Source organism: Nocardia rhizosphaerihabitans, from assembly GCF_014646295.1.
GTDB classification, from domain to species: domain Bacteria; phylum Actinomycetota; class Actinomycetes; order Mycobacteriales; family Mycobacteriaceae; genus Nocardia; species Nocardia rhizosphaerihabitans.
Genome location: NZ_BMNE01000020.1, coordinates 1 through 26,479 on the forward strand (window position 1 = coordinate 1; position 26,479 = coordinate 26,479).

Sequence of the window (26,479 nt, forward strand, 5' to 3'; positions counted from 1 at the left end):
GTAACGACAACAACAACAAGAACAACAAGGACGGCGACAAGCAACCCGGTGGCGGTGGCGGTGGCGACAAGCAACCCGAAACCGGCCGCGGGGGAGCAAACCCCAACGACAAGAAGGCCGGTGGTGGCACCGGTGGCGACTCGGGCAGCCCGAAGACCGGCGGCGAAGGCGCCGGTGGAAACAAGGGCGCGACCGGCGGCTCCGGGGGAACCAACCCCGGTGGCTCGAACGGCACCGGCGGCACTGGTGGCGCGACCGGCGGCGGGATGTCGAGTTCGGACATGCTCAGTCTGTTCTCCGAAGTCCTGCAACTCGTTTCCTCGGGAATCACCGCCCTGGTGCAGCTGGGCAACCAGCTCGCTGCCCAACTCGGACCGGGACTGCAAGCGCTGGCAAAGGCCGTCGAGAACGGCTCGATGACGGTGAAGCAGGCGCTGACCGAGGCCTCCGAACGGCTCGAACGCCAGGTGGACGAGGTCGAGGAGAAGCTGTTCCCGCCGGGCGCGACCGGACCCGTCGATGTGTCGTTCGCCTTGTTCCCCGGCGGCGGACCCGAGCTGCGGATCGACTTCCCCGGCCGGGCGGGCAGCGCCGAGCCGCAGGTATTCCAGGACTTCACCATGGCGCGGTCGACCACCGAAGTTCCCGGCGTGCCGGTGGCGACCGAGCAGGCAGGCGAGACAGTGGAGGAGAACCGATAGTGGAACGCACCTGGCGGCTGACCGGCTTCGAATATCTGATCCTGCGGGATCGGCTGGTCGGCCGACGCAACAACTGGCCGATCATGTACCTGTCCGACCTTCCCGGCGGCTACTACGACTTCCAATACGCCAAGGCGCGAGTCTGGGGCGAGCTGCAGGCCGCCTGGGATCCGGCACTGGCCGATGTCCTGGTCAAGTCGCTCGGCGCCGACCTCCGGATGGTCGTCACCGCCCTGGATTATTCGGCCGAACAGTGGCTCGCCAAGCGTATTGTGTTGGCGGGTAAGCGCTTCGGTGATCGTGCTGTCCTGATCCAGGGCTTCTCCGACACCACGCCGGAACGGCACGACACGGTGGAGATCACCGAGTGCGACGCGGCATCGTTGACCCGGCTGATCGTGGACCGGCTGCCGCCGATGGACGCGGGCAGCCGGCCCCGCGTGGAACTGCTGAACTCCGGCGCCGACGCCGACGCCGATCACTGGCACGCGCGCAGCACCCTGTACGACGAAGACGACGGTGACGTCGACAGCCGGAGCAGACAGTGGCAGGCGGCGCGGAAGTCGACCGTCGGGCGGATCGAGATCACCCAGGGCAAGTCGGACTTCGGTCCCCGCGGGCAGATGACGAAATGGCTTGTCTGGGAAGACCATCCGGGCGACGGCCGGTACGTGATCGGGATGGAACAACCCGTCGTCGCTGTCGCGGCCGACGCTGCAGGTCTGCGGGCGCAGATCGATCGTCACTGTGACGAGTTGCTCCTGGTCCGGCAGGACGAGTCGCGCCGCGGTGTCGCGCGAGCCAGTGTGTTCGACAGCTGAGGGGCGATCGTGCGCGATTCGAACGAACGACTGAGAACCGAAGTGGCCCAGATGGTCGACGACGTTCATGGACTCATCTCCCGCCTCGTGGCGGCGAAGGCGGTCCATGACGCGGTCACGGCCACCGCCACCGTGGAGCGGGGACAGATCACCGTGGTCACGGATGCGTCCGGCGCGGTGCGGGAGGTCGAGTTCGGCGACTACATCGACGAACTCAACTATCACCGCATCGCCCGTGGCGTCGTGCGGGCGGCGCAGCGGGCGGCCGACGAGGTCCGGGGCAAGGCCGATGACGTTCTCGCACCGCAGCGATCGGTCAGGGCGCAGTTGCCGACCCTGTCGGATCTGGTCGACCGGCTGCCGGGCGCGCCGGAGCCGGAACTCCCGCCGCCACCGCCCGCCCTGCGGACACCACCGTCGGAGCGCGAACCGCTCGGCCACCCAGCCGACGACACACTGGCCGATCGGCAGCAGCGGCGCGCTGAGCTGTACGCGACCGCCACTGCCGAGGGTCGCCGGGTGACCGCCTCGGTGAACGCCGACGGTGTGCTCATCGATATCCAATTCTCCGGCGCCATCGGCGATCTCGACTACGACGAGATCGCCGCGGCGATCACCGATGCCGCGCGGGTCGCGGTGGCGTCGGTGGCGCGCAAGGTCGCCGAACTCTACGCGCCGACCGTCGCCGACGATCGGCCCGCCTTTCCCGGCCCGGACATCCTGCTGGCCGGTCTCGAACGCCTACGCGACCAACTGCGGTGATCGGAGAAGAAGATGGCGTCTGACCCGGACAGCACGATCTGGGCGAGTCTGCACGGCCTGGCGGACGAGGGATACCTCGAGCTGGAGCCGGGCACGGCCGAGGACTGCGCTCGCCACGTCGAGGACATGCTCGATGACGTTGTCGGCATGCAGAAATGGATGATGCACAACGGGGTCGCCGGCAGTCCCTACATCTCCGGTTCGCCGTCGGGTGCCAATCTGGCACTCGTCTTCGGCCACAAATTCGCCTCGGAATTGCGCACGCGCCTCGACCGGCACCGCGAGATCTTGGTCGACATGGGCAATACCTTCATCACCGCGGGGAAGAAGTATCAGCGCACCGAGGACAACTCGACGCACAGCTTCGAGGACATCAACTTCCACCCGGAAGGCACGCTGCCGCAGGGCGGGCCGCCGAAAGGCACCATCCCGGAGAATCCGCCGAAACCCGATGCGGTGACCAAGTACGACGAGCCCAATGATCTCCTCGTTCCGGAACTGGGCGCCCAGCTGTCGTGGGAACAGCTCTACGAGTATTGCAACCTGATCAACCCGCAGGCGGTCGCCGACGCGGCCGGTGTCTGGCAGTGGATCTCCACCAGTCTCGACACCAGCTTCACCATCCTGCGCACGACGATCTCGGCGGCCGGGAACTGGTGGAAGGGGGTGGGCGCGGACGCCGCGATCGGGTCGACCACCCAGTACACCGAGACATCGAAGCAGCTCACCAGCGACATGCGTGTGCTGGGCAATACCTTGCTCTACACCTCGGGCTGGCTGCAGCAGACCAGGCAGAACGCGCTACCTCCGACGCCGACACCTCCCGTGGCCACCACCGAGGAACAGCAGAGGGCCAACGCCAACGACCTGCTGCGTTTCCAGCAGAACTACCAGACCTATTTCACGACCAACTACACCCACACCTCCACCCGGATTGTCACGCTGCCCACGCCCGATCCCGTGACGGTCACCGCCCTGCGGGCCGGCGAGCCGGCGGGAGTTCCGCTGGGTGAGCCGTCCACGGTGGACGAGGACCACACCGGTGAAGGGCCGGACATCGACTCCGGCAACGAGGATTCCACCGGTGACCACGACGGTGGCGACCTCGACGGCGGCGATCTCGACGGTGGTGGCGGCGACGGCGACCACAGCGGTGGCGGTGACGACCACACCGATGGCGGCAACGGCCAGGATCCGACCGAGTCGTCGCCCGACCCGGAATGGAACGCGACGACGCCGCAGGGCATCACCGGCGAGGATCTGTCGCTGCTCGACAACCTGCCGCAGAACCAGTCCACCGAGACCTCGCACACGCCGGGGATCGTCGCGAGCATCCCCACTACCGGTGTGCCGCTGGGGAATACGGTCGGCGGGATCAGCAGCAAGGGCGTGGGCGGTGGCCGGGGGTCGGTGTTCACCGCACCGCTGGGCACGCAGGAAGCCAAGCTGTTCCCGCGCGCCACCGCGCCGGTGGACCCGCGCGTGATCACCAGGGCGGGCCCGGTCGGCGGGCCCGGCGGTATGCCGTTCGGCGGTGCTCCCGGCCGGTCGATGTCGGACGAGGAGCGCGAGCGGCGGCGGGTTGAGTACCTGAACTCGGTCGAGCACCTCGACGAAGCGCTCGGCGAGCACGGGCGCGGCATCCGGCCGGTACTCGATCGGTGAGCCGCCGCTGGGAACTCACCGATGTGGCGCTGATCGACCTGTGGGACACCATGTTTCACGATCAGCTGCCCGCACCGCTGTTCGCGCTGTATCGCGGCGAGAACGCCGAGGGATGGGCGCGGCTGCGCGCCGAGGCCAGGGCGGCGCGCGCCGACGACGGCGACCTGCGCGACGCGCTCACACGTGTCGCCCACGCCGACGTGTTGGTCTCGGCGCACGGCCTCGACCCGCGGCGCCCCGCCAGCCCGGACGGCCTGATCCGGGTGATCGGCGCGCGACAGGGCGCGGTGGCCACCCTGATCAGCCAGTGGCCGGGCGAAAGCCACTGGCACAGCGGCGGTTACGTGATCACCTCCGGGCACGCCGATCGGCTCGCCGGTGCGGTGGTCGGCGCACTGCCCGACCGTGGCGCCGGGGGGCTGGCCGATACGCCGCTGGTGACCGTGCCGGGCGGTGACGACGCCGACCACTACTACGGCCGGTCCCAGGTCCAGGAGAGCTACACCGATCTCGATCGGCGCAGCGCCGAGTGGCTCGAGCTGCCCGCCGAGGGCGCGGGTGCCATCGAAATACGTTTGGGCAGTTCGATTTTCGGACCACGCGGGATCACCCGCTACCGCATCACCTGGCGCGATCTGGTGAACGACGGCCGCTACGCCGTCACCGCGACCGCGCCCCCCGTCGCGACCGCCGTCGACCGTCCCCGGCTCGCCGCCATGATCACCACCCACATCACCACCGTGCTACAGACCCTGGAGGACGAGCGCCGTGCCTGACCCATCCCGAACCGCCCCCCACCCCGAGGCGATCCACGACAACCCGGTCTACGAAGGCTCCGATCCCGCACCGGAAGCCGTCCCCGAGCAGCCGGACGCACCCGTCTTCGAGACCTTCACCACCGGTGTGGCGTCGCTACGCGGCGGCGAGATCGTCGTCACCGCCACGGATTCCGGGTTGCCGACCGAGATCGTCGTGACCCCGCAGCAGCTGCGGCGCGATCCCGACGAGCTCGCCGGCGAGATCCTGCGGCTGTGCCGGCTGGCCACCGACCGGGCGGGTGTGGCGCGCCGCGAATACCTGACCACCCTCGGGCTCGGCGAGCAGGCACTGAGCCTGCTCGGCCTGCCAACCGCGCAGCTGCTCGCGCAGTCCGAACTCGCCGACGAGGCCGAACACGATTACGAGCCGCGCAGCTGGCTGGATCAGGGCGGGGGCACCTGGTGACCGATTTCGCCGCCCTGGAAGCGGCCGTCACCGCGCAGTGGGAGCGGATGCGCCGCCTCGCCGCGGATATCGAGACGATCCGCATCGAACACCGGACCGACGACGGGGCGATCACCGTCGGAGTCGACGGTGCAGGACGCCTGCACGACCTGCGGCTGACCGAGCAGGTCGCACGGCTCTCACCCGCCGAATTCGACAGGGCCGTGGTCACCGCCGCGGCCGCCGCCGTCGCGCGGGCGATGGCGAGGCGGGGGGAGCTGGTCGCCGACTTCAACCGTCGGGTGAACAAGCAACAGCAAGGTGAACAGTAGTGCCCGCGACTCCGCAGAGATTGCGAAAAGCGCGGCGCTCGTTAGATTTCCGGGCGAACCACCAGATATCGCATCCGCAGATCAGCCCCAGGAGGGTGTCGAGATGAATGTTCTCAACGTGCAGCCGCAGACATTCCGCGACTATGCCGCCATCTCCGACGGAATGGCCGCGACGGTGGCCACGGTCGCCGCCGTCGATCAGGCCGCCGTCGTATCCGCGGCCGTCCCGGTCTTCGGCCTGATCGGGCAGGAGTTCCTGCTGAGCTTCGCCTATGCGCAGGCCAATCACTTCGCCGCGCTGGGCGAGCTGGTGACCAACTACGCCGGAACAGCCGCCACCGCGCGCATCGCCGCACAGTCCTACGAGCTGGCCGACCAAGCCGGCGCGGTGTCGTTCGCCCCGCCCGCCGGCACATCGCGATGACCGTCGAACCTCTGGCGGCGCCGCTGGCGCCCAGCGTGCTCGACGCGATCCGGGACACCCCCGTCGCGCCGTTGCTGAACCGGCCGACCGAGGAGATCCTGGCGCAGATCGGGATCCCGCAGCTGCCGCAGCTGTCCGGCCTGCCACCCTTGCCCGGCCTGCCGCCGCTGCCGCCGATCGACCCGGTGGCGCTGATGAAGCCGGTCACCGACCTCTTCAGTGGTTTCGGCAACGGCAACCTGAGCGCCAACGGCGGACTCGATCCCCAGGCCGTGTTCCAGAGCGTCACCGAATCGATCAGTACCGCACTGCAACTGGCGAGCACCGGCCTGCAGCTGCTGCAATCGATGCAGAGTGCGGGCAGTCAGGCGGCCACCTCGGCCGCGGTGGACACCGCGACCACCTCGACCGCGATCGCCGGGCAGGCGACCACCATGAACGGTGTCACCGCGGGCGCGGCGGGCACGGTGGCCACCGGCTACCTCCAGATGGCCGCGGTGGCAACCCGATTCGCGATGACCACCGCCGCGCTGGGCCCCACCCTGGTGACTCCGCCGGGGCAGGCGGCGCTGCTGGCCACCGCGATCGAAGCGGGCGCCGAGGCGACGGCCATCACCGTACAGACCAAGGCGCAACTCGCGGTGCACTCCGGGCAGATGACCGAAGCAGGCACGCCGGTGCCGGTGCGCAAGCCGGTCACCCCGAAGCTGAGCACCCTGAGTACGGTGTCGCAACCGCTGTCCACGAGCGCGACATCCGGGGTGAGCATGGTCGCGCAGACCCCCGGTGTGGCGCCGACCGCGGGACTGCCGTCGAAGTCCGTGTCGACCGCGGCGACCAGTTCGGCGGGTTCCGGCCAGCAGGTCCTCCAGCAGGTGGTGCAGCTGGTGCAACCGCTGATCAGCGCGGCGAACCAGGTGGGCAAGCAGGTCGTCGCGGCGCTCCCGGCCACGTCGGCACCGGAGGCCGCGGCGCCGGTGGTGAATCGGCCGGCACCCGCGCCGGTGCCTGCCACGCCGGTCGCACCGGTGACCGCCGGTGCGCCGGTCAACAGCGCGGCCGCGCCGCTGAGCGGGTGGCAGGCCGAGACCGTCGCGATGTCGCCGGGTGCTTCGGCCCCCGTCGCCGCCGCATCGTCCGCGAGATTCGCCGCGGAGGTCATGCCGCCCCTGCTGCCCGGCGCGGGCGCGCCGATCACCGCGGCATCGCGGTCGCGGGCGGCCGACGGCATCGCGCTCGTGGACGCGAGCCACATCGATGACCTGGTCGACAGCAGGGCCGACACCTCGGCTCCGGTTATCGGCGACACGCCGGCCGTGCGATCAGGAAACCCGTACAGCTTGTAGAAGGAGCAGATTTCGATGAGTCAGATTTCCTACGACGGTGAGATCGCCCGGCTGGCCGCAGGCCGTCTGGACAGTCTCGCCGACGGCTTGGTGGCCACCATGCACCGGCGCGGTGATGCGCTCTATCCCGTTGCGGCAGCACTGGATCCGGTATCGCGGGAGACCGCGCAGACGCTCGGCACGGTCGGCGGATCGTTCCAGGAGTCCTACGCCAGCGGCGTCGATGAACTGCGCCGGATCGCGGCCAACCTGCGCGCCCACGCCGCGCTCGCCGCCGTCTCCGACGACGACGCCGTCGATTCCTTCACCTCGCTGATGTAGCGCCATGGTCGAGCAGCCGCAGGCCGGATTCACCGGTGCGATATGGGATGCCGTGCCCGCCGAGACCTTGGCGCCGGAGCTGACGACGGGCCCCGGCGCGGGCCCGATGGCCGAGGCGGGGCTGGCCTACACCGAGCTCGCCGCCGTGCTCGGCGCGGCGGGGACCGAGTTCCGCGCCATCCTGGCGGTCGTCGGCAGTGCCTGGGGATCCGATTCCAGCGAAGACGGCCTGGCGCAACTGGCCGGGCTGTCGAGCTGGTTCGACACCATCACCGCCGCGGCGACCGACAATGCCGCGACGGCCGCCCAGCAGGCGGTGTCCTATGAGCTGGCCAAGGTCGCCATGCCGCCGGTCGGTGAGGTCGATCAGGCCTTGCGGTCGGCGGAGACGATGCTGAGCGGCGCGCTGCTCGGCGCACCGCTGGCCGGGCTGCTCGACCTGGCCGAACAGCAGGTCGATGCGCTGCACCACCAGGCGGCGCAGGTGATGCGCACCTACGAAGCGGCAGGGGAGAAGCTGGCCGTCCCGTGGGAGCAGGAACTGGCGCCCGCGGTGTCCGCGGGCGCCAACCTGCTCGCCGAACAGGCACGCGGTCAGGGCGGTGCGCACGACGTCGCCGGCCCGGCCGCGACGGAGCAGCTGCCCACCGAGGTACTGCGCGGGCCCGCGCCGACGATCGATCTGTCCCTGCTCGACGTCACGCCGACCCCGACGGTGGTGGTCGGCGGTGAGTCCCTGTTGCTCACCCCGCTCCCCACCGTGGCGCCCGTCGCGCCCACGGCGACGGCTGCGGTGTCGGCGACCGCGACCACGGTCACCGCACCGCCACCGGTCGCGACGCCTGCCGCGCCGCAGACCGCCACCGCCACACCGCAACCGGGTGCGCGCGCCGCTGCCGCCGAGACCGGCGACATCGGTGGGCAGATCGTCGTCGACGCCGGATTCCCCACCGCGCCAGCGGTATTGGGCGCGGTGGCCCGCGACCGTGCGGAACCCGCAGCACCGCAGGCGCTGCCGTGAGGACCGGCGACGGCCGACCGACGAGACCGGAAAGGAGGCCGCGATGACGGTCATGACCAGCGACTGCACGCTCGTCGCCGCCGAAGCCCTCGGTGTGCAGACCCTGCCCGCCGTGCTCGTGCTGCGGTCGGCGCACCTCGACCACACGGCCGCCGCCGCGGCGCGCGCGGCTGTGCTGGCGCAGCTGAGCGAACGGGGTGTGCTCGACGCCGCAGGCGATGTCCGCGACGACGAGCTCGCGACCGCGCTGTTCACCCTCGCCCGCCCAGAACGCGAACTGGTACTGCGGATTCGGCGTGGTACCGCGCTGGACCGGGTGTGCCTGGTCCGGCGCGGGCTCGACCACGCCGTCGCGATCCGGCGCGGCGACGAACTCGAGATCCGCCCGGTGTGGGGAGACGAGGATCCCGACCTGCTGGCCCGGCCGCTGCTCGACGCGCTCGGTCAGGCGCAACCCGCCGACATCGCGACCTTCCGCGCTCCCACCGCCGAGTTGCGCGCACGGCTCGACGACCCCGACACCAGCCCGGCGACCGCGGTCTACCAGCTCGGTATGCCGGAGCCGGCCGCGGTCACGCTGGGACTTGCACTGCGGCAATGGACTTCGCTCGCCGAGCTGGTCTGCTACGCCCACACCGACGGCATCGCCGTTCGTTCCCCCGCCGCCGCCGCGGTGTACGACACCCCGGCGGGCCGCATCATCGCCGGCGGCAGTATCGCCGCCGACGGACGGGCCTGGACCACCCTGGCCCCCGGCAGCGACCGCAGGCTGGCCCAGGTGGTTGCCGCCCAGATCGAAGCCCTGCCCCAGGGCCGCTGGATGCCGTGACCAGCCCTTGATCGTCCGGGGTGACCACTCCGGCAGTTTCACCGATCCACGCATTCCCGAGAGGACCTCCCATGGCCGGAACACCACAAGTCCACCTTGATTTCCCGACATTCCAGAAATGCGCGAACGATTACGCCGCGACAATTCCCCCGATCGACAAGACCGTCGACAATCTGAATGCGGCAGTGGAAGCGGCGAAGACCGGCTGGGAGGGCGCTGCCAAAGATGCATTCAAACGCTTCGCCGATGAGTTGCAGGCGGAGATCCTGGCGGTGAACAAGGATCTGGGCATTGTTTCCCAGGCGCTCGACACCGGTGAGAAGAAGGTCGCCTCCGCCGAAGACCAGAGCGTGGGCGGATTTACGACACTGAACTTCAACTACGTCTAAGAATTAGAAAAGGACTGTCCCACCATGTTGTACGATGACGCGAAGGTCAATGCCCTGATCGGCGATCTGACCACCTACAAGAGCGCAATCCAGACCGAACGTGACAATGCCGAGACCGCGAAGCAGAGTCTGCTGAAGGTCGGCTGGCAGGGCGACGCGGCGCTGGCTTTCGAGCAGAAGCACAACACCCTGATGACCGATATGGACGACCTGCTCAGGATCCTCGGGAAGGGGATCGAGAACGTGAAGGCGGCGCTGGCCACGGCGCAGGCAACCGACAAGCACGTCGCCGACGACTTCGTCTGGTAGTTCCCCGACAGCGGACAGGGACCCGTCGCCACCCGGCGACGGGTCCCTTTCTCATGCCGTCGGCACCAGCTCGCGCGCTTCCCGTTCGGTGGCCCCGAGGAGATCGAATTCCTCGGGAATGGACACCAACCGGACGGTCAGGACCTCGGCGGCGGTGCGCAGCACCACCGAGCCGGGGGCGTCGGGGGAGTCGATCAGCACGACGTCCGCGTCGAGCACCTGCGCCCCGACCTCCTCCGGTGCGCGGACGTGGACCGCCGTGGCCTCCGAGACCTGCCCGGCCGAGGTCACGCCGTCGTAGATGATCATCGTGGCGGTCGCGGCGTGCTGGGCGCCCGCCGCCGAGGCCACAGCCATCGTCGCCGGGTTGTCGACCTTGTCGACGAGGCGTTGCCACTGCTCGGGCCGGGCAGTGTGCACGAACACCGTGGCGCCGACCGCGATCGCCCGCAGCACCATCAGCTGGGTCAGCCGCAACGATCCGACGATCTCCACCCGCCGGACCGAGGGACCGAACAGGGGAACGGCCACGCCCGCGCCGTCGGTGGTCGCTCCGATCACCTGACCGCACGCCCCCACCGGCACCGTGAACGCCGCCATCGCCGCCGGTGGGCCGCTCAGCGCGGCCGAGGGGTCGAGATCTCCGCCGTCGAGCAGCAGCCGCCGCTGGGCACCGCGCAACGAGCGCAGGCCGAGATCGGTTGGCGCGGTGCCCGGTTCGGTCTCGGTGGCGGCGGTGTCGTGGCGGACAAGGGCGGTCAGCGACACGTCGGTGCCGCGATGACCAGGGGCGTTCGACTCCGGTGCCGGGGTGAGCCGCAGCGTGGTGAGGACGGATCGTCCAGGCAGCGTCCAGATGCCGGAGAGCACGCTGGAGTCGAGGCGGGCCGGGGGGATGGCATAGCCGTGCAGCGCGATGTCGGTGCCGCGCACCGCACGCCACTCCTCGGTCCACTGCGCGGCGTCGGTGTCGTGCAGCGTGGCCGAGTGCGCCGCGGCCAGCTCCGCGGCGGTGAGCACCCGCACCCGGACGCTGCGCGAGGTGAGCCTGCTCGCGACCCGGCGGGTGGCGACCAGGGCGGTGCGGATCATGCCTTCCTGGCCACCGCCACGGTTGTCGATGGCGCCCGGATTGTCGAGCGGATCGAACCGCAACACCAGCCACACCGTGCGGGACGCCGCCGCGGGGAGTGGACCGAGCAGCTTGGTGTACAGCCCGACGACAGACTCCGGGCCGCTGGTGCGGGCGCCGAGGGAGACGACATCGACGGCCGCCAGGCGGATGTCGAACTGGGCAAGGCAACGCGCCACATCGGCCAGTGACACCGTCGAGTGGGTGGTGACCTCGGCGGCGCCGAGCAGGGTCGGCAGCACCGCGGTGGGTTCGAGCGCGAGCATCGTGATCAGATGCGTGCCGTCCCAGCGCATTCCGCAGCAGCGGCCATCGGATTCCGGCAACGGCACATCGAACGGTTCGGGATGCGCGGGCCTAGCATTCGCCTCGCGATTACGCCACCACAATGCGGTCCGCAGCCCGATGATTCGCCAGATGTTCGTCTTTCGCGCCCTGGCGGCGCCGAGCGCGGACACCGCGGCGCCCGCACCCGCCGCCGCCCACAGCGGGCCGTCCAGCGCGATCGTCGAGGTAGCGGCCACCGCACCCGCCGCGGCACACGGCAACACGATGTTCAGCGGCATCAGATCGAAGGGCGTGCGTCTGCCCGAACTCGGCGCCGGAATCGTCGCGGCCGCCGTTGCCGTATTTCCTGGAATTTGTTCGCTATTCACTCGGCCTGCTTCCGTTCAGCATGAATCCCCCGCAGTGCGCTAGCGTCTCACACGCCAGCCGAAATTGCGTAAGGAGTTGTGGTGCCTGCCCAGTTGACTACCCGCGCGCAGGTGAACGGATATCGATTCCTCCTGCAGCGTTACACGCACGCGATGGTGCGCCGGGACGTGCGAATGCTGCACGATCCCATGCGCATTCAATTTCGGTCGATGATCACCGGAATCGTGCTCGCGGTATTGGTCGTCGCGGGCTGCGCGATATTGTCTTTTCTGCGCCCACAGGGACAGGTGGGTGACGCCAAGATCGTGATGGGTTCCGGGAGCGGCGCCCTGTACGCGGTCGTGGACGGACGGTTGCATCCGGTCCTGAATCTCGCTTCGGCGCGGCTGATCACCGGCAGCGGTGAATCGCCCACCTCGGTGAAAGACGCCAAGCTGTCGTCGATGCCGCGCGGGCCGCTGCTCGGTATTCCGGGCGCACCCTCGGCGCTGCCCGGTTCGGCCGACAGCGGCCGGTCGGACTGGACGCTGTGCGAGGAGGCGGGCGCCGGGCTGCACAGCACCGTGCTGGCCGGCCCGGCCCGGCTCGGCCCACGGACGCGGGTAGCCGGCCGCGACGAGGCGGTGCTTGCCGCGCGGGACGGCATCCCGTACCTGGTGTACGGCGGCAAGCACGCGCGCGTCGACATGGGCAACGAGGCGATCGTGTCGGCGCTGCCGCAGCTGCGCGCCATCCGGCCGCGGCCGATCGGCGCCGGCTTGCTCAATGCCACGGTGGCCGTCCCTGACCTCGCGGTCCCGGAGATCCCGAAGGTGGGACTGCCGAGCGCGATTCGCGGCGGGGAGATCGCCATCGGCACGGTGATCCGCGTGCACGATGTCGGCGGCCAGAGCTCCTATGTGGTGCTCGCGGACGGCCTGCAGCGGATCTCGGCGTTCACCGCGCAGGTGCTGCGCACATCGAACTCCCTGGGCCACACCAGCATTCCGCTGTTCTCACCCGATGCGATCCGCGGCATTCCGATCGTCGACACGCTGCCGGTCCAGCATTTCCCCGCCGACGATCTGACCATCGTCTCCACCGAGACCGACCCCATCGTGTGCGCCGCCTGGACTCGCGGCAACGGTGAGCAGGCCGCCCGGCTGCAGGTGCTGCTCGGCAGCGCACTGCCGATGGCCGCGGGTACCGCACCGATGCCGCTGGTGGCGAGCCAGGGGGCGGGCGCGGCCTATCTGCCCGCATCGACCGGTGAGTTCATCCAGGCGACCGGGATCGAGCCGGACAGCACCCGGCGCGACGCGCTGTTCTACGTCACCGATACCGGGGTGCGGTTCGGCATCCCCGATCTCGCGACGGCCGCCGTGCTCGGCCTGGCGCAACCGAAACCGGCGCCGTGGCAGATCGTCAGCCAACTGCCGGGCGGGCCGATGCTCGACCGGTCCTCGGCCCTGGTAGCCAGGGACATCGTCACCACAGGCGAGTAACGCGACCATGCGGAATACGAAGGAGGACAACGGATGCCGCGGATAGTGGGCGGATACGCCGACGACTCGGTGGTCGTCGCGGTCGGCGGAGCCTGTGTGGTCATCGGGCCCGGCACCCTCGACGACACCGGGCGCTGTGGGACAGCGCCGGCGGACCTGGTGGTCGATCTGGTGAGTACCGCGGCGGCACAGGCCGGTTTCGCGGCCGCCGACGCGCCGATGCCGACCGGTCTGCTCTCGGCCGACCAGATCGCGGCGGTGCTGGCGTGGGAGGTCGGGTACGTCGAGGGTGTGCCGGGCGACGCGCAACGGCCGGGGCTCAGCGCGGCCGAGGTCGAGCTGTATCTACGGTACCGGCCGGACACCGGCGACGGCTATCCCGGCGGCGCCGAACTCGCGGCGGTGGACCGCCCGTTCTCGCTGGGCGGGTTCCTCGCCGATCCGGAAACCGCCGGTGCAACAGCGGATTCCGATGCCGATCCAACGCTGATCGGGCAGCTCTGCGCGTCGATGGGCTACGTCGAGGAACTGGCGAGCGCGGAGATCGTCGCCGACGCGGCGACGGATCTGATCGACCGGATCAGCTACCTCGCGACCGTGGCGGAGTTCTATCCCGCACTGGCACAGGCGGTGTCGGCACAGGCGGTGCCAGCGCCCGCGGTCGAGCTCGCCGGCAAGTTCACCGAGGACCAGATCCTGGACTTCCTCGGCCGGCTGGTCGCCGAACTGGACCGGCGCAGGCCGTGGCCGGATCCCGCTCTCGTCCCGGTGGATCCGCGCACCTGGCCGTCGATGGGGTCGAGCGTGCCGGTCGGCTGGGTCGATATCGTGATCTCCGATCTGGAGTGGGCGGTCAAGGCCGAATTCGAGATCGTCCCCGACGACGACAACGCGCTGCTGGTGCTGCGCACGCGCGGCGGCCAGCTGATCGCACTGGTCGGCGAGGACGATCCGAATCCGGCGCGGTTCCTGGTGCTCCTGCCCGATGTCGACGACCGGTCCGAGGCGAGCGAGGTCCGCGACTATCTCGCGAGATACGCGGGGTTGCAGGTGGAATCCGACGGGCTCGACGCAGCGCTGGCCGCGGCGGCACAGCCATGACACGGCCCGGGAACCAGCGTCTGGCGGGGGAGGCCACCGAACTGATCGGCGCCGTGTCCGGCCTGCTCGAACAGCTGACCGACATGCGGTCGACCCAGGCGGCGCTCACGGCCTCGGCGACGGTCGAACACGGCCGGATCACCGTCGTGGTCGATGCCACCGGCGCCATCATCGAGACCGTGTACGCCGAGGGAATCGACGAACTCAGCTACGGGCAGATCGCGCGCGCCACCGTGCAGGCCGCCCAGGCGGCGGCAGCGACAGTGGCGCGCAAGCACACCGCGCTGCTCGCCCCGATCGAGGCGATGCGCGCCGGCATGTCGGCGCCGATCGACCTGCCACCGGACCTGGCTGCGCTGCGCGCCCAGCTTCCCGAACCGGCGCGGGCGCCGCTCACGCCACCGGCGGAGCGCACGGCCGGGGAGACCCGTGCGGGTCAGAGCCGGATCCTGGATCGCTGAGCACCGTCCGTACCGAAGGGAGCACCGATGGATGACAATTTCGCCGGCGCCGTCAACGAATTCCAGGCCACCGTCGCCGAACTGACGCGGGTGCAGGCCGAATGCGCGCAGCTGGTCGCCACCGGCTGGGCACAGCGGCACCGGGTGCGGGTGACGGTGAACGCCGAGGGGATCGCGATCGAGATCAAGTTCGGTGCCGGGATCGAGCAACTGAGCTATGACGAGATCGCCGAGGCCGTCACCGAGGCATCGCGGCAGGCCGTGCGCGAGATCGCCGCGCGAACCAGCGAACTCATGGGCGCCGTCGCGGCCGACACCGGGCCGCCGCCGCAGCTCGACGACCTGCGCGACCTGGTCGGCTCGCTGCGCGACCTCCTGCGCTGACCAGGCCGGGTCGCGCTCGGTTACCGGGTGAACTGCCCAATCCGTACAATTCCGGGATTGTCGACGGCTTCTGACACACCGGGCCACGGCGCGGCGAGGCCCGACACGACCCGAGCCGGACCGGAGAGGCAGCCGATGGTACTGGAGAACACCCGCGTGCACGCAGCCGAGACGGGAGCGTGCGCCGAGCCGATGCCCCTCGGTGTCTGGCGCCGCCGCCTCGTCTTGCTGACGTTGTGCGCCGTCGCGTTCATGATCACCGAGGACACCGCGATGCAGAGTATCGCCGTGCAAACGCTGCTGCGGCAGCTGGGACATCGACCCGACCTGACGATTTCGATGTGGCTGCCGACGGCGCACGTGGTGGCCTATGTCGCGTTGTTGCTCGGCGGCGGTGCGCTCGCCGACCGGCTGGGCGCCAAGCGGGTGATGGTCGGTGGCTATCTGATCTATCTCGTCGGCGTGGCGCTGCATGTGTGCTTTCCGAGCATCCCGATCGCCCTGCTTGTCGCGCGCACCACCATGGGCGTTGGGGCCGCGGCCATTCTGCCCGCATCGCTGGCGATGGTCGTGCTCGTCTACGGCGACGGCAGCCGCCGGGCGCGGGCCGTGACGGCGTGGGCGGCCTGTTCCACGGCGGGAGTGATGGTCGCGATGCTCGTCACCGCGGTGATCCTGAACCAGGTGTGGTGGCCGAATGTGCTTGTCGCGGTGATGATCGCGAACCTGATCGTGCTGGTCGGGGTTCTCACCGCCGTCCCCGCCGTCGCGGTCGACCCGGCGAGCCCGATCGATTGGCCCGCGATCCTCGCCATGTTCGGCTCGGGCGGGTTGCTGGCGCTCGGCCTGCATCAGGCCGTCACCGTGGGCTTCACCTCGCCGCTGTTCCTCGCGGCGATGGTGCTCGGCGGGGCGCTCGCGATGGTGGCGGCACTCATCCGGCGCGGCGGCTCGCTGCCGCACGACTGGCTGGTCAGCGCCGCACCGCGGGTGCGGCTGGTGATGCTCGCACTCGGGTGCGCCGTCCTGTCGATGTTCGGCATGGTGTTCCTGGTCATCCAGTATCTGCAGGTGCTCGGGGGTGAGGTCCCCGTGGTCGCGGGCCTTGCGCTGTTTCTGCCCACCTGCCTGGCCACCGCCGTCGGCGCGAAAATCGGTGCGGCCTTCTATCGCAGTGGCTGCGCGGTGGCCGCGGTGATCATCGGATCCACCGCGATCATGGACGGGCTCGCCATCGGATTGACCGCGGGCGAACCGGGTGACCTGACCCCGCTCGTCGCCATGGCGACGGTGACGAGCCTGGGCTGCGCGCTGGTGCTCGGTATCGCGCTGGAGGTGCTCAGCGCCGCGAACCCGACGCGGCGCACGGGCGTGCGCTGGGCGGCGAAGCTGGTGCTGGTGCAGCTGTGCGGGCTGTGGGGCGTCGCGATCGTCAACGGGCTCGTCGCGCACGGGTACGCGGCGAACTTCGTCGTCCCCGCCGCGGTGCGGGCCGTCGGCGGCGTGGACGTCGGCCACGACCCGGTGGGTGACGGGGTGCGCGCGGTGAGCATGGCCGACGATCGGCTCGGCGTTCCGCTGGCCATCGCGCTGCGCAACGCGTTCGTCGCCGGATACCGGGGCGGGCTGCTGGCCACGATCGGCGTGGTCGCCGCGGTGATGGTGGTCATGCTCGTGGCGGTCGCGCTGAATCGCAAGTCCAAGCCGGAATCACTCCAGTAGCTGTTTCCCATGAAACTGACAACATCTCAAAAGGTTCTAAAGATTCCTTTCGAATTCCATCTGAAATCAGATTAGCTGCAAAATTTCGGCGCCTGAATTGACGAATTCTGAATGCTGCGAATAAATTGTCTGCAGAATTCATCGGAAGGCGGGATATACCATGAGCACTGTCGAACCCAGCTCCCGTGGCGGCTCAGGACGCCGGGCCGCCGCGTCCCGCACCTCGGCCGAGGAAGTGCTGGCGCGCTCGCGCGCCGAGCGGGCGCAGCTCGAACAGGGCAAGGTGTTTCGCGCCTACCTCATCGAAGAGGCCGAGCGGGTGCACGAGGAACTCGGCCTGCTCCACGATGAGCTACGCGGGATCTACCGTCAGCTGGGTTGCCTGCGCAAGCGGTTCCCCAGCCTGCCGCCTGCCCCGCGGCTGGCCGGATATCCACCGGTCGTCGTCGGGTCGTCGCCGGTCGGCGCGCACGTCCCCGCTGTGACCAAGGCCACCGCGTGATCTGCACGCCAGTGTTGTTCCCTCGCTTGGGGTAATCTCACCCGTCGGTCGGATTGCTCCATGGGCTTTGGAAAGGACCGGGGTGATGCGTGTGGTGGTGGTGGAGGACGATGCCGGGATGGCACGGGCCGTGGTCGACGGCTTGCGCGAACACGGTTTCGGCACGGTAGAGCACCTTTCCCTCGGTCTCGATCTGCTGACCTCACACACCGAGTACGACGCGGTGGTCCTCGATCTCGGCCTGCCCGACCTCAACGGCTATCTCGTGCTGCGCCAGTTACGCAAGGTCAGTGCGGTCCCGGTCATCGTCCTCACCGCCCAGGACGACGAGGTCGCCGTCGTCTCCTGCCTGCGCGCCGGCGCGGACGACTATGTGGTCAAACCCCCACGCGTCGGTGAGCTGGCCGCGCGCCTGGAAACCGTCGTGCGGCGCAGCCGCGCCACCGAGACGGCCCCGACGGTCATCGTCTCCGGCGACGTCCAGGTCGACCTGATGGCGCGGACGGTCGCCGTCGCGAACACACCGATCGCGTTGACGCAGAAGGAATTCGCCGTCGCCCGTGTGCTGGCCGAGCGGGTCGGCGTCGCGGTGGGCAGGGACACCATCATGGTCGAGGTGTGGGGCGCGAAGACGCCATCGATCTCCCGTTCGCTCGATGTGCACATGGGTGCGCTCCGCGCGAAGTTGAACCGGCCGGGACTGATCACCACGATCCACGGCTTCGGCTATCGCTGGTCGCGCTGAGCAGGCGCAGTGCGCGCTCGATTGGTCACCGCGTTCACCGTGCTGGCGGCGATCTGCATGGTCTGCTTCGGCGCCGTGATCGCCAGCGAACTCGCCGCGAGCCGCACCAGGGGACTGGTGGTGGAGCGCGCGCACGACGCGAACCGGTTCGGCGTGCTCGCGGCGACGTCACCGGCGGGTCTGACCGACGCCGCCCAGGCCTACCGCGACAGCACCAACAACGGCATCCTCGTTCTCGCCGCGGACGGTTCGGTGCTGTGCGAAGTCGATATCGACCGCACCGACGCGCGGGTGCTCGCCGCGACCCGCGATCGTCACCTGCTCGAGATGCCGCGACCGCTGTATCCGTGGAACACCGAGGAGGTGTTCGTCGCGCAGCCCATCGGCATCGCGCCGCAGGCGGGTGGTGTGGTGGTGATCGCCGTGTCCACCGCGGTGACTCGCACCGACATCGTGGTCAGGTGGGTGCAGCTGGCCTGTGTCACCGCGACCGCCCTGCTGATCTTCTCCGGGCTGGCGCTGCTGGTGGCCGGCTGGATTCTGCGCCCGGTGACCGGGCTGTTGCGCGATGTCGACGCGTTGTCGTCGACCCTGCCCGCGCACAGCGTGCCACCGCGGCGGCCCGCGGCGATGAGCGAGGGCCCGCCCGAGATCCTGATGCTGGCGGCCGGTGTCGAATCGGTGACGCGTGCGGTGGCCGCGCTGGCCTCCTCCGAGCGGCAGAACGTCATCGACACCGCGCATTCCCTGCGCAATCCGCTGGCGGCGCTGGCGGTTCGGTTGCAGGCGCTGCAGCCGATGCTGGCCGCCGACCTGGCCGCGGCGACCTTCGTCAGTGTGGTCAGTGAGGTGGACCGGCTGACCGAGTTGCTCGACGGTCTGCTGTCCTCCGCGGTCGGCGCCGAGCGCAAGCAGGTCGCGGCCGCCGCCGGTTTCGACGCGGTCGCCGCGGTGGCCGAGCGCGTCGGGTTCTGGCGCGACGCCTACCTGCGCGCGGATATCGTCCTGACCTGCGAGCCGCTCGTCGACACCGCGCACACGAGTATGCCCGCGAATGTGCTCGCCCAGATTCTCGATGTGGCGCTGAGCAATTCGGCTCGCTACGCCGGGGCGGGCAGCCGCACGACCGTGACCGTCGACCGGGAATCGGAGTCGGTGGTGATCTCGGTGGCCGATACCGGTGTCGGGGTGTCGGCCGACGAGCTCGACCTGATCACCACGCGATTCTTCCGCGGCGCGCGGGCCGCGGCGGGCGGGTCGGGGCTCGGCTTGCCGATCGCGGCCACCTTGGCGGCGCAGTACGACGGACTGATGTTCGTCGAATCGGCCGACCCGCACGGGCTGGTGGTGACGGTGACCCTGCCCGCGATCGTCGATCCGGCCGACATGACATCTCGGTGAACTGCTGAACGGGCGGTGAACTCTCCCGTCCCGGCGCTCCACCCGCGTCTTCCCGCGTGACGATATGCGGCGTGCAGCACGGGCTTTCGGGTCCGCCGGGACAGTGAGCGAGGGTTGGTGATGGGCGAATCGAAGTCGAACAACCGCAAGGTTGAGGTCGACGCCGAGGTGCTGATCGCCAAGGGCAAACAGCTCGCCGACCTGCCCAGCGCCGACGGCGGGCTGTTCGACATCCTGAACAAACTCAGCGGCGACCTCGCCCGCCTCGGAACACCGTGGGGCGACGACGAACTGGGTGACCAGTTCGCCGAAGGCAAAGACGGCTACCTGACCGCGAAGGAAGGGCTGATCGGCAATGCCGGCACCGGGCCCGACGCCCAGGGCGCGATACCGATCTACGGGCAGCTGCTGATCAACTACGGCCGCAGCCTCGAGGAAGCGGGCAAGCGGTTCTCCGCCGGTGAGGACCTGTTCGCCGACTGGATTCTGAAGAACTACGTCAACGAGGACGCCAAGGGCGACCCTGGGCCGTATACCGGTCCGCTCAGCTCCGACCCGAACCATCCGAGCAACAAGAAGAACCAGGTCCCCCCGCCCGGCGGAAACCAGGACAAGGACGGCAACGGACCGAACGGCGACGGGAACAACGGTGGCGGTGGCCCGCAGATCAAGTCGAACGGCGGCAACGGCCCCGATATCGGTAGCTCCGGCCTCAGCGGAAACGGGGCGACACCCGATCTCGGCGGCATGAACCCCAGCGGTCCGGAGTCGAGCCCGAGCGACAAGCCGCCGTTCGCGAATCTGTCCAGCAGCAGCACCGACTCGCCGTTCACCTCCGAGCTGGACGGCATCTCGAACAAGGCCATCGACCCCTCGACGGACCCGAACTCCCTGTTCGGTCCCGGCACGTACGGGCCGGGCCTCAGCCCGTACGACAGCAAGGCGATCGACCCGGTGACCGGCAAGCCTGTGGACAAGTCCGGGCTGCCGATCGGCGGTACGCCGGGCAAGGGCGGTGCGCCGCTGGGTAACCCGCTGCTGCGGCCGACCGGCGCGTTCGACGGGGAGAAGCTGGCGAACAAGTCCACCCAGGGCGCGAACCAGAGCCGCGCCGGCATCGCGGGCACTCCGATGATGCCGGGCGTGCCGGGCGGCGGATCCGGCGTGCCGGGCGGTGCGTCGACCGGCGACACCAAGGACAAGCGGCGTGAGCGGCGTAAGGACACGCCTGCGGCGGAGGAAATCGATATCGACAGCACCGGTGGCGGTCCGTGGACCCGCGCCGGGTGGCGAAACAGCGAGCGGCAGTAGATGTCCGGCGTATCGGCATCGGATCTGAAGCTCCCCGAGGAAATCCAGTTCCTCTCGTGGGTGGCCGGTGGCGCGTGGCCACGGGGCAGCGAGAACGGGATGTTCGCGCTGGCCGACGCGTGGGACGAGGCCGGTTCCGGGCTGGCCGGTGTGGTCGCGAATGTCGAGGAGGTCGTCAAGGACATCCTGGGGGCGTACTCGTCGCAGAGCGACAATTCGACCCTGGCCCGGACCTTGAAGAGCCTGACCGACGAGTCCGAGGATGTGTCGCTGCAGAAGATCGCCGAGGCGATGAAGCAGATCTCGAAATCGTGCGACAAGGTCGGCTGCGCGATCGAGGAAAACAAGTGGATGATCATCATCGGCTTGCTGCAACTGGTGATCGAGATCGCCTGGGCGCTGTCGAATCCGGTCACGGCCGTCACGGTGCCTGCGAAGATCGCCCTGTACAAGCTGATCTTCCAGTGGCTCAAGGTCCTGCTGTGGGAGATGCTCAAGGGCGCGATCAGCGCCATGCTGATCCAGATGGTGCTGAACTCGCTGCTGCAAGCGGGGCAGATGGCGGCGGGCCACCGCGAGAATTTCGATACCCAGTCGTTCGGCGCGTATGCCCTGGGCGGGTTCATGGGTGGCGCGTTCGGTGGGCTGTTCGGCAAGATCGGCGGGGATCTTTTCAAGCAGCTGGGCAAGCAGTTCACCGGGTCGGCGTTCGACGGGATGTGGCAGCGGATCGCGACCGGGTTCGTCGCCGGTGGTGCCGGTGGTGTGGGCGGCATGATCGGTGGTGGTCTGTCCAATCAGATCATCTACGGGCAACCGTTCGAGCTGGACCCGCGCATGTTCGCGTCGGGTTTCGGCGCCGGGTTGAGCGGTGGCGCGCGGGGCGTGCGTGCGCCGAAGGTCTCCGTGCACATGGATGTGAACCCGAAGCTGTCGGCTGGGTCGCTGGCTGGTGGGCCGCCCTCGCTGGCGCCCAGCGGTAGTCGCGCCGGGTTGACGCCGGAGGGTCCGCACTCGCGGGTGCCCTCCCCGTCGGTGGACGGGTCGTCGATCGGGCGCACGGGTGACGGTGGCGGGTCGAACGCCTCGGTGCATTCCTCCGGCGACGGCGCGGGCTCTGTTCAGCACGACCAGCAGTCGTCGGTTCAGGTCCATGGTGCCGGCGAGGGTGATTCGTCGTCGATGTCGACCCATGACCTCGATGGGACCGGTTTCCGGGACACGTCTTCGCTGAACAGCTCGACATCGACTTCCGGTGACATGCAGATTCTCGACACCGGGTCGAATTACGGTGACAAGACGGGGAATCTGCATGTCTCGACGCCGACGGATGGTTCCGGTGCGTCACCGATCAACGAGAATGTGAACTCGCCGAAGTCCGCACAGGTTTCCGATGTGGCCCCCGGTGCGTTGGCGGCGTCGCATTCCTCGGCGCAATCCAATGCCGCAGGGCGGTCGGACGTCGGCCTGTCCAACACCAGGCAGTCCGGTGGTACTCCGGTCGCGAAGCCGTCGTCGGTGGCCAACCTGTCGGCGTCGTCCCCGTCGTCCCCGTCGTCGAGTAACTCCTCGTCGCCGGTCGGCAGTCATGCGCAGCCGTCTTCGTCGTCCCCGGTCGCGCGGTCGAACGCGTCCGCTTTCTCCGGTACCGACGGCTCGGTGGTGCAGACCAAGACCAACACCGCCCCGGTACCGACCAAGGTTTCCGCCGAGAACGGATCGCCGGTCACGCGGTCGGTGGCGAATACGCCGGACACACCGAAGACACCAGAAGCGCCGAAGACACCGGACCGGCCGAAGTCGATCGCGGAATCCGTGCGGAGCGATCGGACGGGCAGCACCAAGACGGTGGCGAGCGGCAACTCCGATGTCACCGTCCGGTCGACCGCGTCGGAGACGGTGCCGGTCCCCGAGAAGACCGATGCCGGGTCGGTCGCCGGTGTCAAGGTGACCGAAACGGCGCAGGGTTCGGAAGGTTCGGGGCTGTGGCGGGCGCTGACCGAGGAGCGCTGGCGGATGGTCGATTCGAGTCTGACCGCGCCGGTCTGGCCCGGTCTGCGCGGGTTCATCCACCAGATCATGCCGTTGACGGAGTTCCGGGATTGGCTGAGCAACCGGCCGTCCTCGGCCGTGCCGCACGAGGTATACCGGCCGCATCAGGGCAATGATCTGCCCGTGCGCGACCACTACGGGTGGGAGCCCTCCGGTGCGAAGGACGGCGATGCCGACGGGAAGCCGGTGGCGGGCAAGCCGAACCTGCTGTCGCGGAATGTGCACTGGTACACGGAGAAGGAACGGGCCCCGCACCGTTTCACGGTGGGCGAGGACCTGACGTGGAAGAAGGTCGGCGACGGCGACGATGCACCGTCGGCCGGGAAGAAGTCCGACGCGTCGACGAGATCGGGTGATTCGGCGGAGGAGCCGAAGGGCGCGACACCGCCGGAGGTGACGCCGGTCGAGAACCTGGTCGGTGACGACGGCGACATCACCACGACGATGCCGCGCTACGGTCCGCTGCTGAAGCGGTGGGGCGAGAACGAGGCGCAGACGATGCGGACGGTGGTCGTCGACCACGACGGGAACTGGTACATCAGCGCTGTGGAGCACGAGTCGTTCCACAATGCGGGTGTCTACGCGGCGTTCGAGGCGCAGTTCGTCAAGGGGAAGATGACCGCGGTCCTGGATTGGGCAGGCGCCTACGAGATCGCACCGGCGCGCACGCGGAAGGTGCTGACCGATCTCGGCCTCTACGAGACCGTCGAACACTTCGACCGTGGCGGCCGGAAGTACTCGGACGAGGACAAGGCGAATTGGTATGCGGCCGAACCGACTCCGTCGGACAAGTCGCATGCCGAGGGCGCGGAGAGCACCGGGGGCACCGACAAGGAGTACGACACCGAGGGGCCGCTCGAGGGTGGGGTGAAATGGGACGACATCGCCGACCTCGGCGATGAGCCGAAGACGCTGTCGAAGATCGACTGGGCCGACGCCGATATCGCGAATGTCAAGGTCGCGGTGCTCGGCGACAAGACGACCGCGCACTACATCTGGCGCGCCGGGGACGGCACGACCACCGAGAACAGCCGGTGGCGGCAGCTGTCGGCCGACGGCGACGGTGTTGTCGAGAAGGATTTCACCGGCGATATCAGCGATGTCCTGTCCGATCCGCGGTTGACCGAATTCGCGGTGCCCGCCGACACCGACATCGTGGTGAAGAAGACGTCACGGCCCGACCACGGCGACGACGACGATGCGCTGGGTGCGGCGGGACGCCGGGACGGGTCCGGCGAGGGGCGCGACCGCGATCTGCTCACTGTGCCACCACCGCGCGAGGACGGGTCGGCGGAGCCGGATTCGGCTCCCGTCCCGCCGAAGGATCCGGCGGCCACGGCCAAGCACTTCGAGGACCAGGCCCGCGAGATCCTCGACCAGCACCGCAGGCAGGCGGACGAGTGGTCCGAGCGGACGACCGAAGACCTCACCGAGCTGCTGAAGGGGGCGGCCCACCACGACGATCCGGCCAGGGCCGAGGACTACCGCAGGGCGGTGGGCGCCGCGGTGGAGCTGATCCTGCGCGAGGACGGCAAGACCGCCTACCAGACCCAGGTGATGGGCACGATGGCCATGCACGCCGGGCCGATCCGGATGGCCGCCGGCGAGGGCAAGTCGCTGGTGTTCATGGCGACAGCCATGCTGATGGCGTCCTCGGGCGACGGTCCGGTGCACGTCTACACCACGCGGGATACGCTGGCGGACAAGGCATTCGCCGATTTCTCGAAGACGTTGAAGAAATACGGTTTCGAGATCGGCCGGTTGCGGTCGGACAGTCTTCCCGAGGGTCTCACCCCCGATCTCGACCCGGCCGCACCGCCGAAGCCGACCATCTATGTCGGCACCGTCAGCGACGGCGTTTTCGGCCGGATGCGGGGGATCGAGGTGCCGGGCAAGCGCGCGTTGATCGACGAGATCGATGAAGCGCTGGGCGGTTCGAGCTCGTTCATTCTCGCCGACCGTGGCGGAGTCGCGTCCGAGCACGTGACCACGACGGTCAACGACGCGCAAAAGTTCCTGTCCAAGCATCTGGCGGACGGGACACTGACCCTCGAGCATTTCGGCAAGACCGATGAGCGGGTCGGTCCGGCGAAGCTGACGCCCGAGGGTGTCAAGGTTGTCGAGGAGTTGTTGCGGGCGGGCGGACCCCGCGGGCCGAAAGGGCTCGATCCGCAGCAGCTCGCCGAGCAGGTGCGGGCGGTGGAGATGGCCGCGACCGCGCGCTGGGAGTACCCCGAACAGGACTCCTACATCATCGATGAGAAGAACCAGCGGGTGGTGATCATCGACAAGGTCAGCCACAAGGTGATGGCCGATGCGAAGACCTCGACCGAGAGCCGGTGGAACGGTGGGCTGGCGCAGGCGATCGAAGCCAAGCACGGTCTGCCGGTCCGCAGCGACACGGGTTCGGCGCAGAGCATGACCGCGAAGGAGTTCTTCGCGCAGTACTACGACAAGGTGACCGGCGCGTCGGGCACACCGGACGGTGCGGCGGCGGTGCTCGCTCAGCTCGGCGCACCCGAGATCGTGTCGATTCCGCGGAACAAGGATTCGCGCCTGACGATCCTGGACACGGTGGCGGCGGTGGACCAGCCGACGAAGCATCGCATGATCGCCGACGAGATCATCGCCGCCCATCGCGACCGCCCCGATCCGCGACCGATCCTGATGATCGCCAACCGCAACAGCGAGGTCGCCGCGGTGTCGGACCTGTTGGGGCCCACCGTGAAACATGTGCGGGTCGACGCCGACCAGTTCCTGGCGTGGGGTGAGCATGCCGAAGGCAATCTGTTGAAGCTGCTCGACGTCGCGGGACAGTCGGGGTCGGTGTTGCTGATCAACCGGCAGGGTGGTCGTGGCGTCGACATCTTCATTGACAAGCTGATCGACAAGGCCGGCGGTCTGCACGTGCTGGTGACCAGCAAATCCGATCTCCGCGACATCGACATCCAGGCCGAGAGCCGCGCCGCGCGCAACGGTCAGCAAGGCAGCGCCCGGTACTACATGGCCGCCGACGACGAGCTGTTCGCGCACTCGCCCGATCACCAGATCTCGGTGATCCAGTATCGCGACGCGGTCGCCGACCACCATGCCGCCGTGGCCACCCACACCAAGTCGGCCGCGGACCTCGACGCCGCCGTCGCCGCACACGACGCGGCGGTGACCGCCCGCGACACCGCCGATACCGAACACCAGCACCTCCTCGCCGAGTCGACGACCGCCACGGCCCGGTTCGAGGCCGCGAACGCGGACTACGAGGCCGCCCGCGCCGCCCTCGCGGTCACCGACGCCGCCGACCGCGCCCCACCTGCCGAGCGGGCCGGCGGTAGCACCCGCGCCGCTGTCGCCGCTGCCGAAGCCGCGCGCGACGCGGCCCGCGACGCCAGCGATGCCGCCGCGGCGGC

General features: G+C 69.3%; 24 protein-coding genes and 1 pseudogene. 24 read left to right on the forward strand and 1 reads right to left on the reverse strand.

Going from position 1 to position 26,479, the window contains the following annotated elements:
- From IEY60_RS35220 to IEY60_RS35285, 14 genes and pseudogenes are all read left to right on the forward strand, one after another.
- Nucleotides 1-701, forward strand: a pseudogene (locus tag IEY60_RS35220) (hypothetical protein); the annotation flags it as partial.
- Nucleotides 701-1,522, forward strand: a complete 822-nt coding sequence (locus IEY60_RS35225; protein WP_189034894.1) for an ESX secretion-associated protein EspG — start codon at nucleotides 701-703, stop codon at nucleotides 1,520-1,522. The pseudogene IEY60_RS35220 and the gene IEY60_RS35225, both read left to right, overlap by 1 nt.
- 51 nt (nucleotides 1,523-1,573) lie before the next feature.
- Complete coding sequence (locus tag IEY60_RS35230; RefSeq protein WP_189034895.1) at nucleotides 1,574-2,284, forward strand: YbaB/EbfC family nucleoid-associated protein; 711 nt, start codon at nucleotides 1,574-1,576, stop codon at nucleotides 2,282-2,284.
- 12 nt (nucleotides 2,285-2,296) lie between these two features.
- On the forward strand, nucleotides 2,297-3,949 hold the full coding sequence (locus IEY60_RS35235) for a hypothetical protein (RefSeq protein ID WP_189034896.1): 1,653 nt from the start codon (nucleotides 2,297-2,299) through the stop codon (nucleotides 3,947-3,949).
- Nucleotides 3,946-4,725, forward strand: a complete 780-nt coding sequence (locus IEY60_RS35240) for an ESX secretion-associated protein EspG (RefSeq protein WP_189034898.1) — start codon at nucleotides 3,946-3,948, stop codon at nucleotides 4,723-4,725. Before IEY60_RS35235 ends, IEY60_RS35240 begins: the two co-directional genes overlap by 4 nt.
- The gene (locus tag IEY60_RS35245; RefSeq protein WP_229740410.1) at nucleotides 4,718-5,173 is read left to right on the forward strand and encodes a hypothetical protein; all 456 of its coding nucleotides are present in this window, start codon (nucleotides 4,718-4,720) and stop codon (nucleotides 5,171-5,173) included. The genes IEY60_RS35240 and IEY60_RS35245 overlap by 8 nt, the downstream gene beginning before the upstream one ends.
- Nucleotides 5,170-5,484: a YbaB/EbfC family nucleoid-associated protein gene (locus IEY60_RS35250; RefSeq protein WP_189034901.1), complete on the forward strand. Its 315-nt coding sequence runs from the start codon at nucleotides 5,170-5,172 to the stop codon at nucleotides 5,482-5,484. Before IEY60_RS35245 ends, IEY60_RS35250 begins: the two co-directional genes overlap by 4 nt.
- Before the next feature lie 103 nt (nucleotides 5,485-5,587).
- On the forward strand, nucleotides 5,588-5,908 hold the full coding sequence (locus IEY60_RS35255) for a type VII secretion target (protein ID WP_189034902.1): 321 nt from the start codon (nucleotides 5,588-5,590) through the stop codon (nucleotides 5,906-5,908).
- Nucleotides 5,905-7,254 (forward strand): hypothetical protein, encoded by a 1,350-nt coding sequence (locus IEY60_RS36325; RefSeq protein ID WP_189034903.1) that lies wholly within the window; start codon nucleotides 5,905-5,907, stop codon nucleotides 7,252-7,254. Before IEY60_RS35255 ends, IEY60_RS36325 begins: the two co-directional genes overlap by 4 nt.
- 15 nt (nucleotides 7,255-7,269) lie before the next feature.
- A complete protein-coding gene (locus IEY60_RS35265) occupies nucleotides 7,270-7,575 on the forward strand; it encodes a PE domain-containing protein (protein WP_189034904.1) in 306 nt (101 codons plus the stop codon).
- 4 nt (nucleotides 7,576-7,579) lie between these two features.
- Complete coding sequence (locus IEY60_RS35270; protein ID WP_189034905.1) at nucleotides 7,580-8,596, forward strand: PPE domain-containing protein; 1,017 nt, start codon at nucleotides 7,580-7,582, stop codon at nucleotides 8,594-8,596.
- Nucleotides 8,597-8,639: 43 nt separating this feature from the next.
- Nucleotides 8,640-9,425, forward strand: coding sequence for an ESX secretion-associated protein EspG (locus IEY60_RS35275; RefSeq protein ID WP_189034906.1), 786 nt, complete (start codon nucleotides 8,640-8,642; stop codon nucleotides 9,423-9,425).
- A gap of 71 nt (nucleotides 9,426-9,496) precedes the next feature.
- Nucleotides 9,497-9,814, forward strand: coding sequence for a WXG100 family type VII secretion target (locus tag IEY60_RS35280; RefSeq protein WP_189034907.1), 318 nt, complete (start codon nucleotides 9,497-9,499; stop codon nucleotides 9,812-9,814).
- A 24-nt stretch (nucleotides 9,815-9,838) separates the two neighbouring features.
- Entirely contained in the window at nucleotides 9,839-10,123 is a 285-nt protein-coding gene (locus tag IEY60_RS35285) for a WXG100 family type VII secretion target (protein ID WP_054811313.1), read from the forward strand.
- 51 nt (nucleotides 10,124-10,174) lie between these two features.
- Here IEY60_RS35285 and eccE read toward each other — a convergent pair whose 3' ends face one another.
- The gene (gene eccE, locus IEY60_RS35290) at nucleotides 10,175-11,911 is read right to left on the reverse strand and encodes a type VII secretion protein EccE (RefSeq protein ID WP_189034908.1); all 1,737 of its coding nucleotides are present in this window, start codon (nucleotides 11,909-11,911) and stop codon (nucleotides 10,175-10,177) included.
- 81 nt (nucleotides 11,912-11,992) lie between these two features.
- On the opposite strand from eccE, the gene eccB reads away from it, so the two are divergent.
- The 10 genes from eccB to IEY60_RS35340 all read left to right on the forward strand — a co-directional run.
- The gene (eccB, locus tag IEY60_RS35295; protein WP_189034909.1) at nucleotides 11,993-13,396 is read left to right on the forward strand and encodes a type VII secretion protein EccB; all 1,404 of its coding nucleotides are present in this window, start codon (nucleotides 11,993-11,995) and stop codon (nucleotides 13,394-13,396) included.
- A 33-nt stretch (nucleotides 13,397-13,429) separates the two neighbouring features.
- On the forward strand, nucleotides 13,430-14,497 hold the full coding sequence (locus IEY60_RS35300) for a hypothetical protein (protein ID WP_189034910.1): 1,068 nt from the start codon (nucleotides 13,430-13,432) through the stop codon (nucleotides 14,495-14,497).
- On the forward strand, nucleotides 14,494-14,958 hold the full coding sequence (locus IEY60_RS35305) for a hypothetical protein (protein WP_189034911.1): 465 nt from the start codon (nucleotides 14,494-14,496) through the stop codon (nucleotides 14,956-14,958). Before IEY60_RS35300 ends, IEY60_RS35305 begins: the two co-directional genes overlap by 4 nt.
- A 27-nt stretch (nucleotides 14,959-14,985) precedes the next feature.
- A complete protein-coding gene (locus IEY60_RS35310; RefSeq protein ID WP_189034912.1) occupies nucleotides 14,986-15,342 on the forward strand; it encodes a YbaB/EbfC family nucleoid-associated protein in 357 nt (118 codons plus the stop codon).
- A 135-nt stretch (nucleotides 15,343-15,477) separates the two neighbouring features.
- On the forward strand, nucleotides 15,478-17,064 hold the full coding sequence (locus IEY60_RS35315) for an MFS transporter (RefSeq protein ID WP_229740411.1): 1,587 nt from the start codon (nucleotides 15,478-15,480) through the stop codon (nucleotides 17,062-17,064).
- Between the two features lie 160 nt (nucleotides 17,065-17,224).
- Nucleotides 17,225-17,566, forward strand: a complete 342-nt coding sequence (locus IEY60_RS35320) for a hypothetical protein (RefSeq protein ID WP_189034914.1) — start codon at nucleotides 17,225-17,227, stop codon at nucleotides 17,564-17,566.
- An 85-nt stretch (nucleotides 17,567-17,651) separates the two neighbouring features.
- Nucleotides 17,652-18,311: a response regulator transcription factor gene (locus IEY60_RS35325; protein WP_189034915.1), complete on the forward strand. Its 660-nt coding sequence runs from the start codon at nucleotides 17,652-17,654 to the stop codon at nucleotides 18,309-18,311.
- 9 nt (nucleotides 18,312-18,320) lie between these two features.
- Nucleotides 18,321-19,712 (forward strand): sensor histidine kinase, encoded by a 1,392-nt coding sequence (locus IEY60_RS35330; protein WP_189034916.1) that lies wholly within the window; start codon nucleotides 18,321-18,323, stop codon nucleotides 19,710-19,712.
- A gap of 120 nt (nucleotides 19,713-19,832) precedes the next feature.
- Nucleotides 19,833-21,023 (forward strand): hypothetical protein, encoded by a 1,191-nt coding sequence (locus tag IEY60_RS35335; RefSeq protein WP_189034917.1) that lies wholly within the window; start codon nucleotides 19,833-19,835, stop codon nucleotides 21,021-21,023.
- On the forward strand, nucleotides 21,024-26,479 hold a 5,456-nt coding region (locus IEY60_RS35340), incomplete at its 3' end, for a WXG100-like domain-containing protein (protein ID WP_189034918.1).

What these genes read in the sequence shown, in the direction of transcription:
- IEY60_RS35280 (WP_189034907.1), top strand. Translation starts at nt 9,497, where the DNA reads ATGGCCGGAACACCACAAGTCCACCTTGATTTCCCGACATTCCAGAAA.
- IEY60_RS35300 (WP_189034910.1), top strand. Translation starts at nt 13,430, where the DNA reads ATGCCGCGGATAGTGGGCGGATACGCCGACGACTCGGTGGTCGTCGCG.
- IEY60_RS35285 (WP_054811313.1), top strand. Translation starts at nt 9,839, where the DNA reads ATGTTGTACGATGACGCGAAGGTCAATGCCCTGATCGGCGATCTGACC.
- IEY60_RS35315 (WP_229740411.1), top strand. Translation starts at nt 15,478, where the DNA reads ATGGTACTGGAGAACACCCGCGTGCACGCAGCCGAGACGGGAGCGTGC.
- IEY60_RS35255 (WP_189034902.1), top strand. Translation starts at nt 5,588, where the DNA reads ATGAATGTTCTCAACGTGCAGCCGCAGACATTCCGCGACTATGCCGCC.
- IEY60_RS35320 (WP_189034914.1), top strand. Translation starts at nt 17,225, where the DNA reads ATGAGCACTGTCGAACCCAGCTCCCGTGGCGGCTCAGGACGCCGGGCC.
- IEY60_RS35230 (WP_189034895.1), top strand. Translation starts at nt 1,574, where the DNA reads ATGGTCGACGACGTTCATGGACTCATCTCCCGCCTCGTGGCGGCGAAG.
- IEY60_RS36325 (WP_189034903.1), top strand. Translation starts at nt 5,905, where the DNA reads ATGACCGTCGAACCTCTGGCGGCGCCGCTGGCGCCCAGCGTGCTCGAC.
- IEY60_RS35275 (WP_189034906.1), top strand. Translation starts at nt 8,640, where the DNA reads ATGACGGTCATGACCAGCGACTGCACGCTCGTCGCCGCCGAAGCCCTC.
- IEY60_RS35265 (WP_189034904.1), top strand. Translation starts at nt 7,270, where the DNA reads ATGAGTCAGATTTCCTACGACGGTGAGATCGCCCGGCTGGCCGCAGGC.
- IEY60_RS35235 (WP_189034896.1), top strand. Translation starts at nt 2,297, where the DNA reads ATGGCGTCTGACCCGGACAGCACGATCTGGGCGAGTCTGCACGGCCTG.
- IEY60_RS35270 (WP_189034905.1), top strand. Translation starts at nt 7,580, where the DNA reads ATGGTCGAGCAGCCGCAGGCCGGATTCACCGGTGCGATATGGGATGCC.
- IEY60_RS35305 (WP_189034911.1), top strand. Translation starts at nt 14,494, where the DNA reads ATGACACGGCCCGGGAACCAGCGTCTGGCGGGGGAGGCCACCGAACTG.
- IEY60_RS35335 (WP_189034917.1), top strand. Translation starts at nt 19,833, where the DNA reads ATGGGCGAATCGAAGTCGAACAACCGCAAGGTTGAGGTCGACGCCGAG.
- IEY60_RS35310 (WP_189034912.1), top strand. Translation starts at nt 14,986, where the DNA reads ATGGATGACAATTTCGCCGGCGCCGTCAACGAATTCCAGGCCACCGTC.
- IEY60_RS35325 (WP_189034915.1), top strand. Translation starts at nt 17,652, where the DNA reads ATGCGTGTGGTGGTGGTGGAGGACGATGCCGGGATGGCACGGGCCGTG.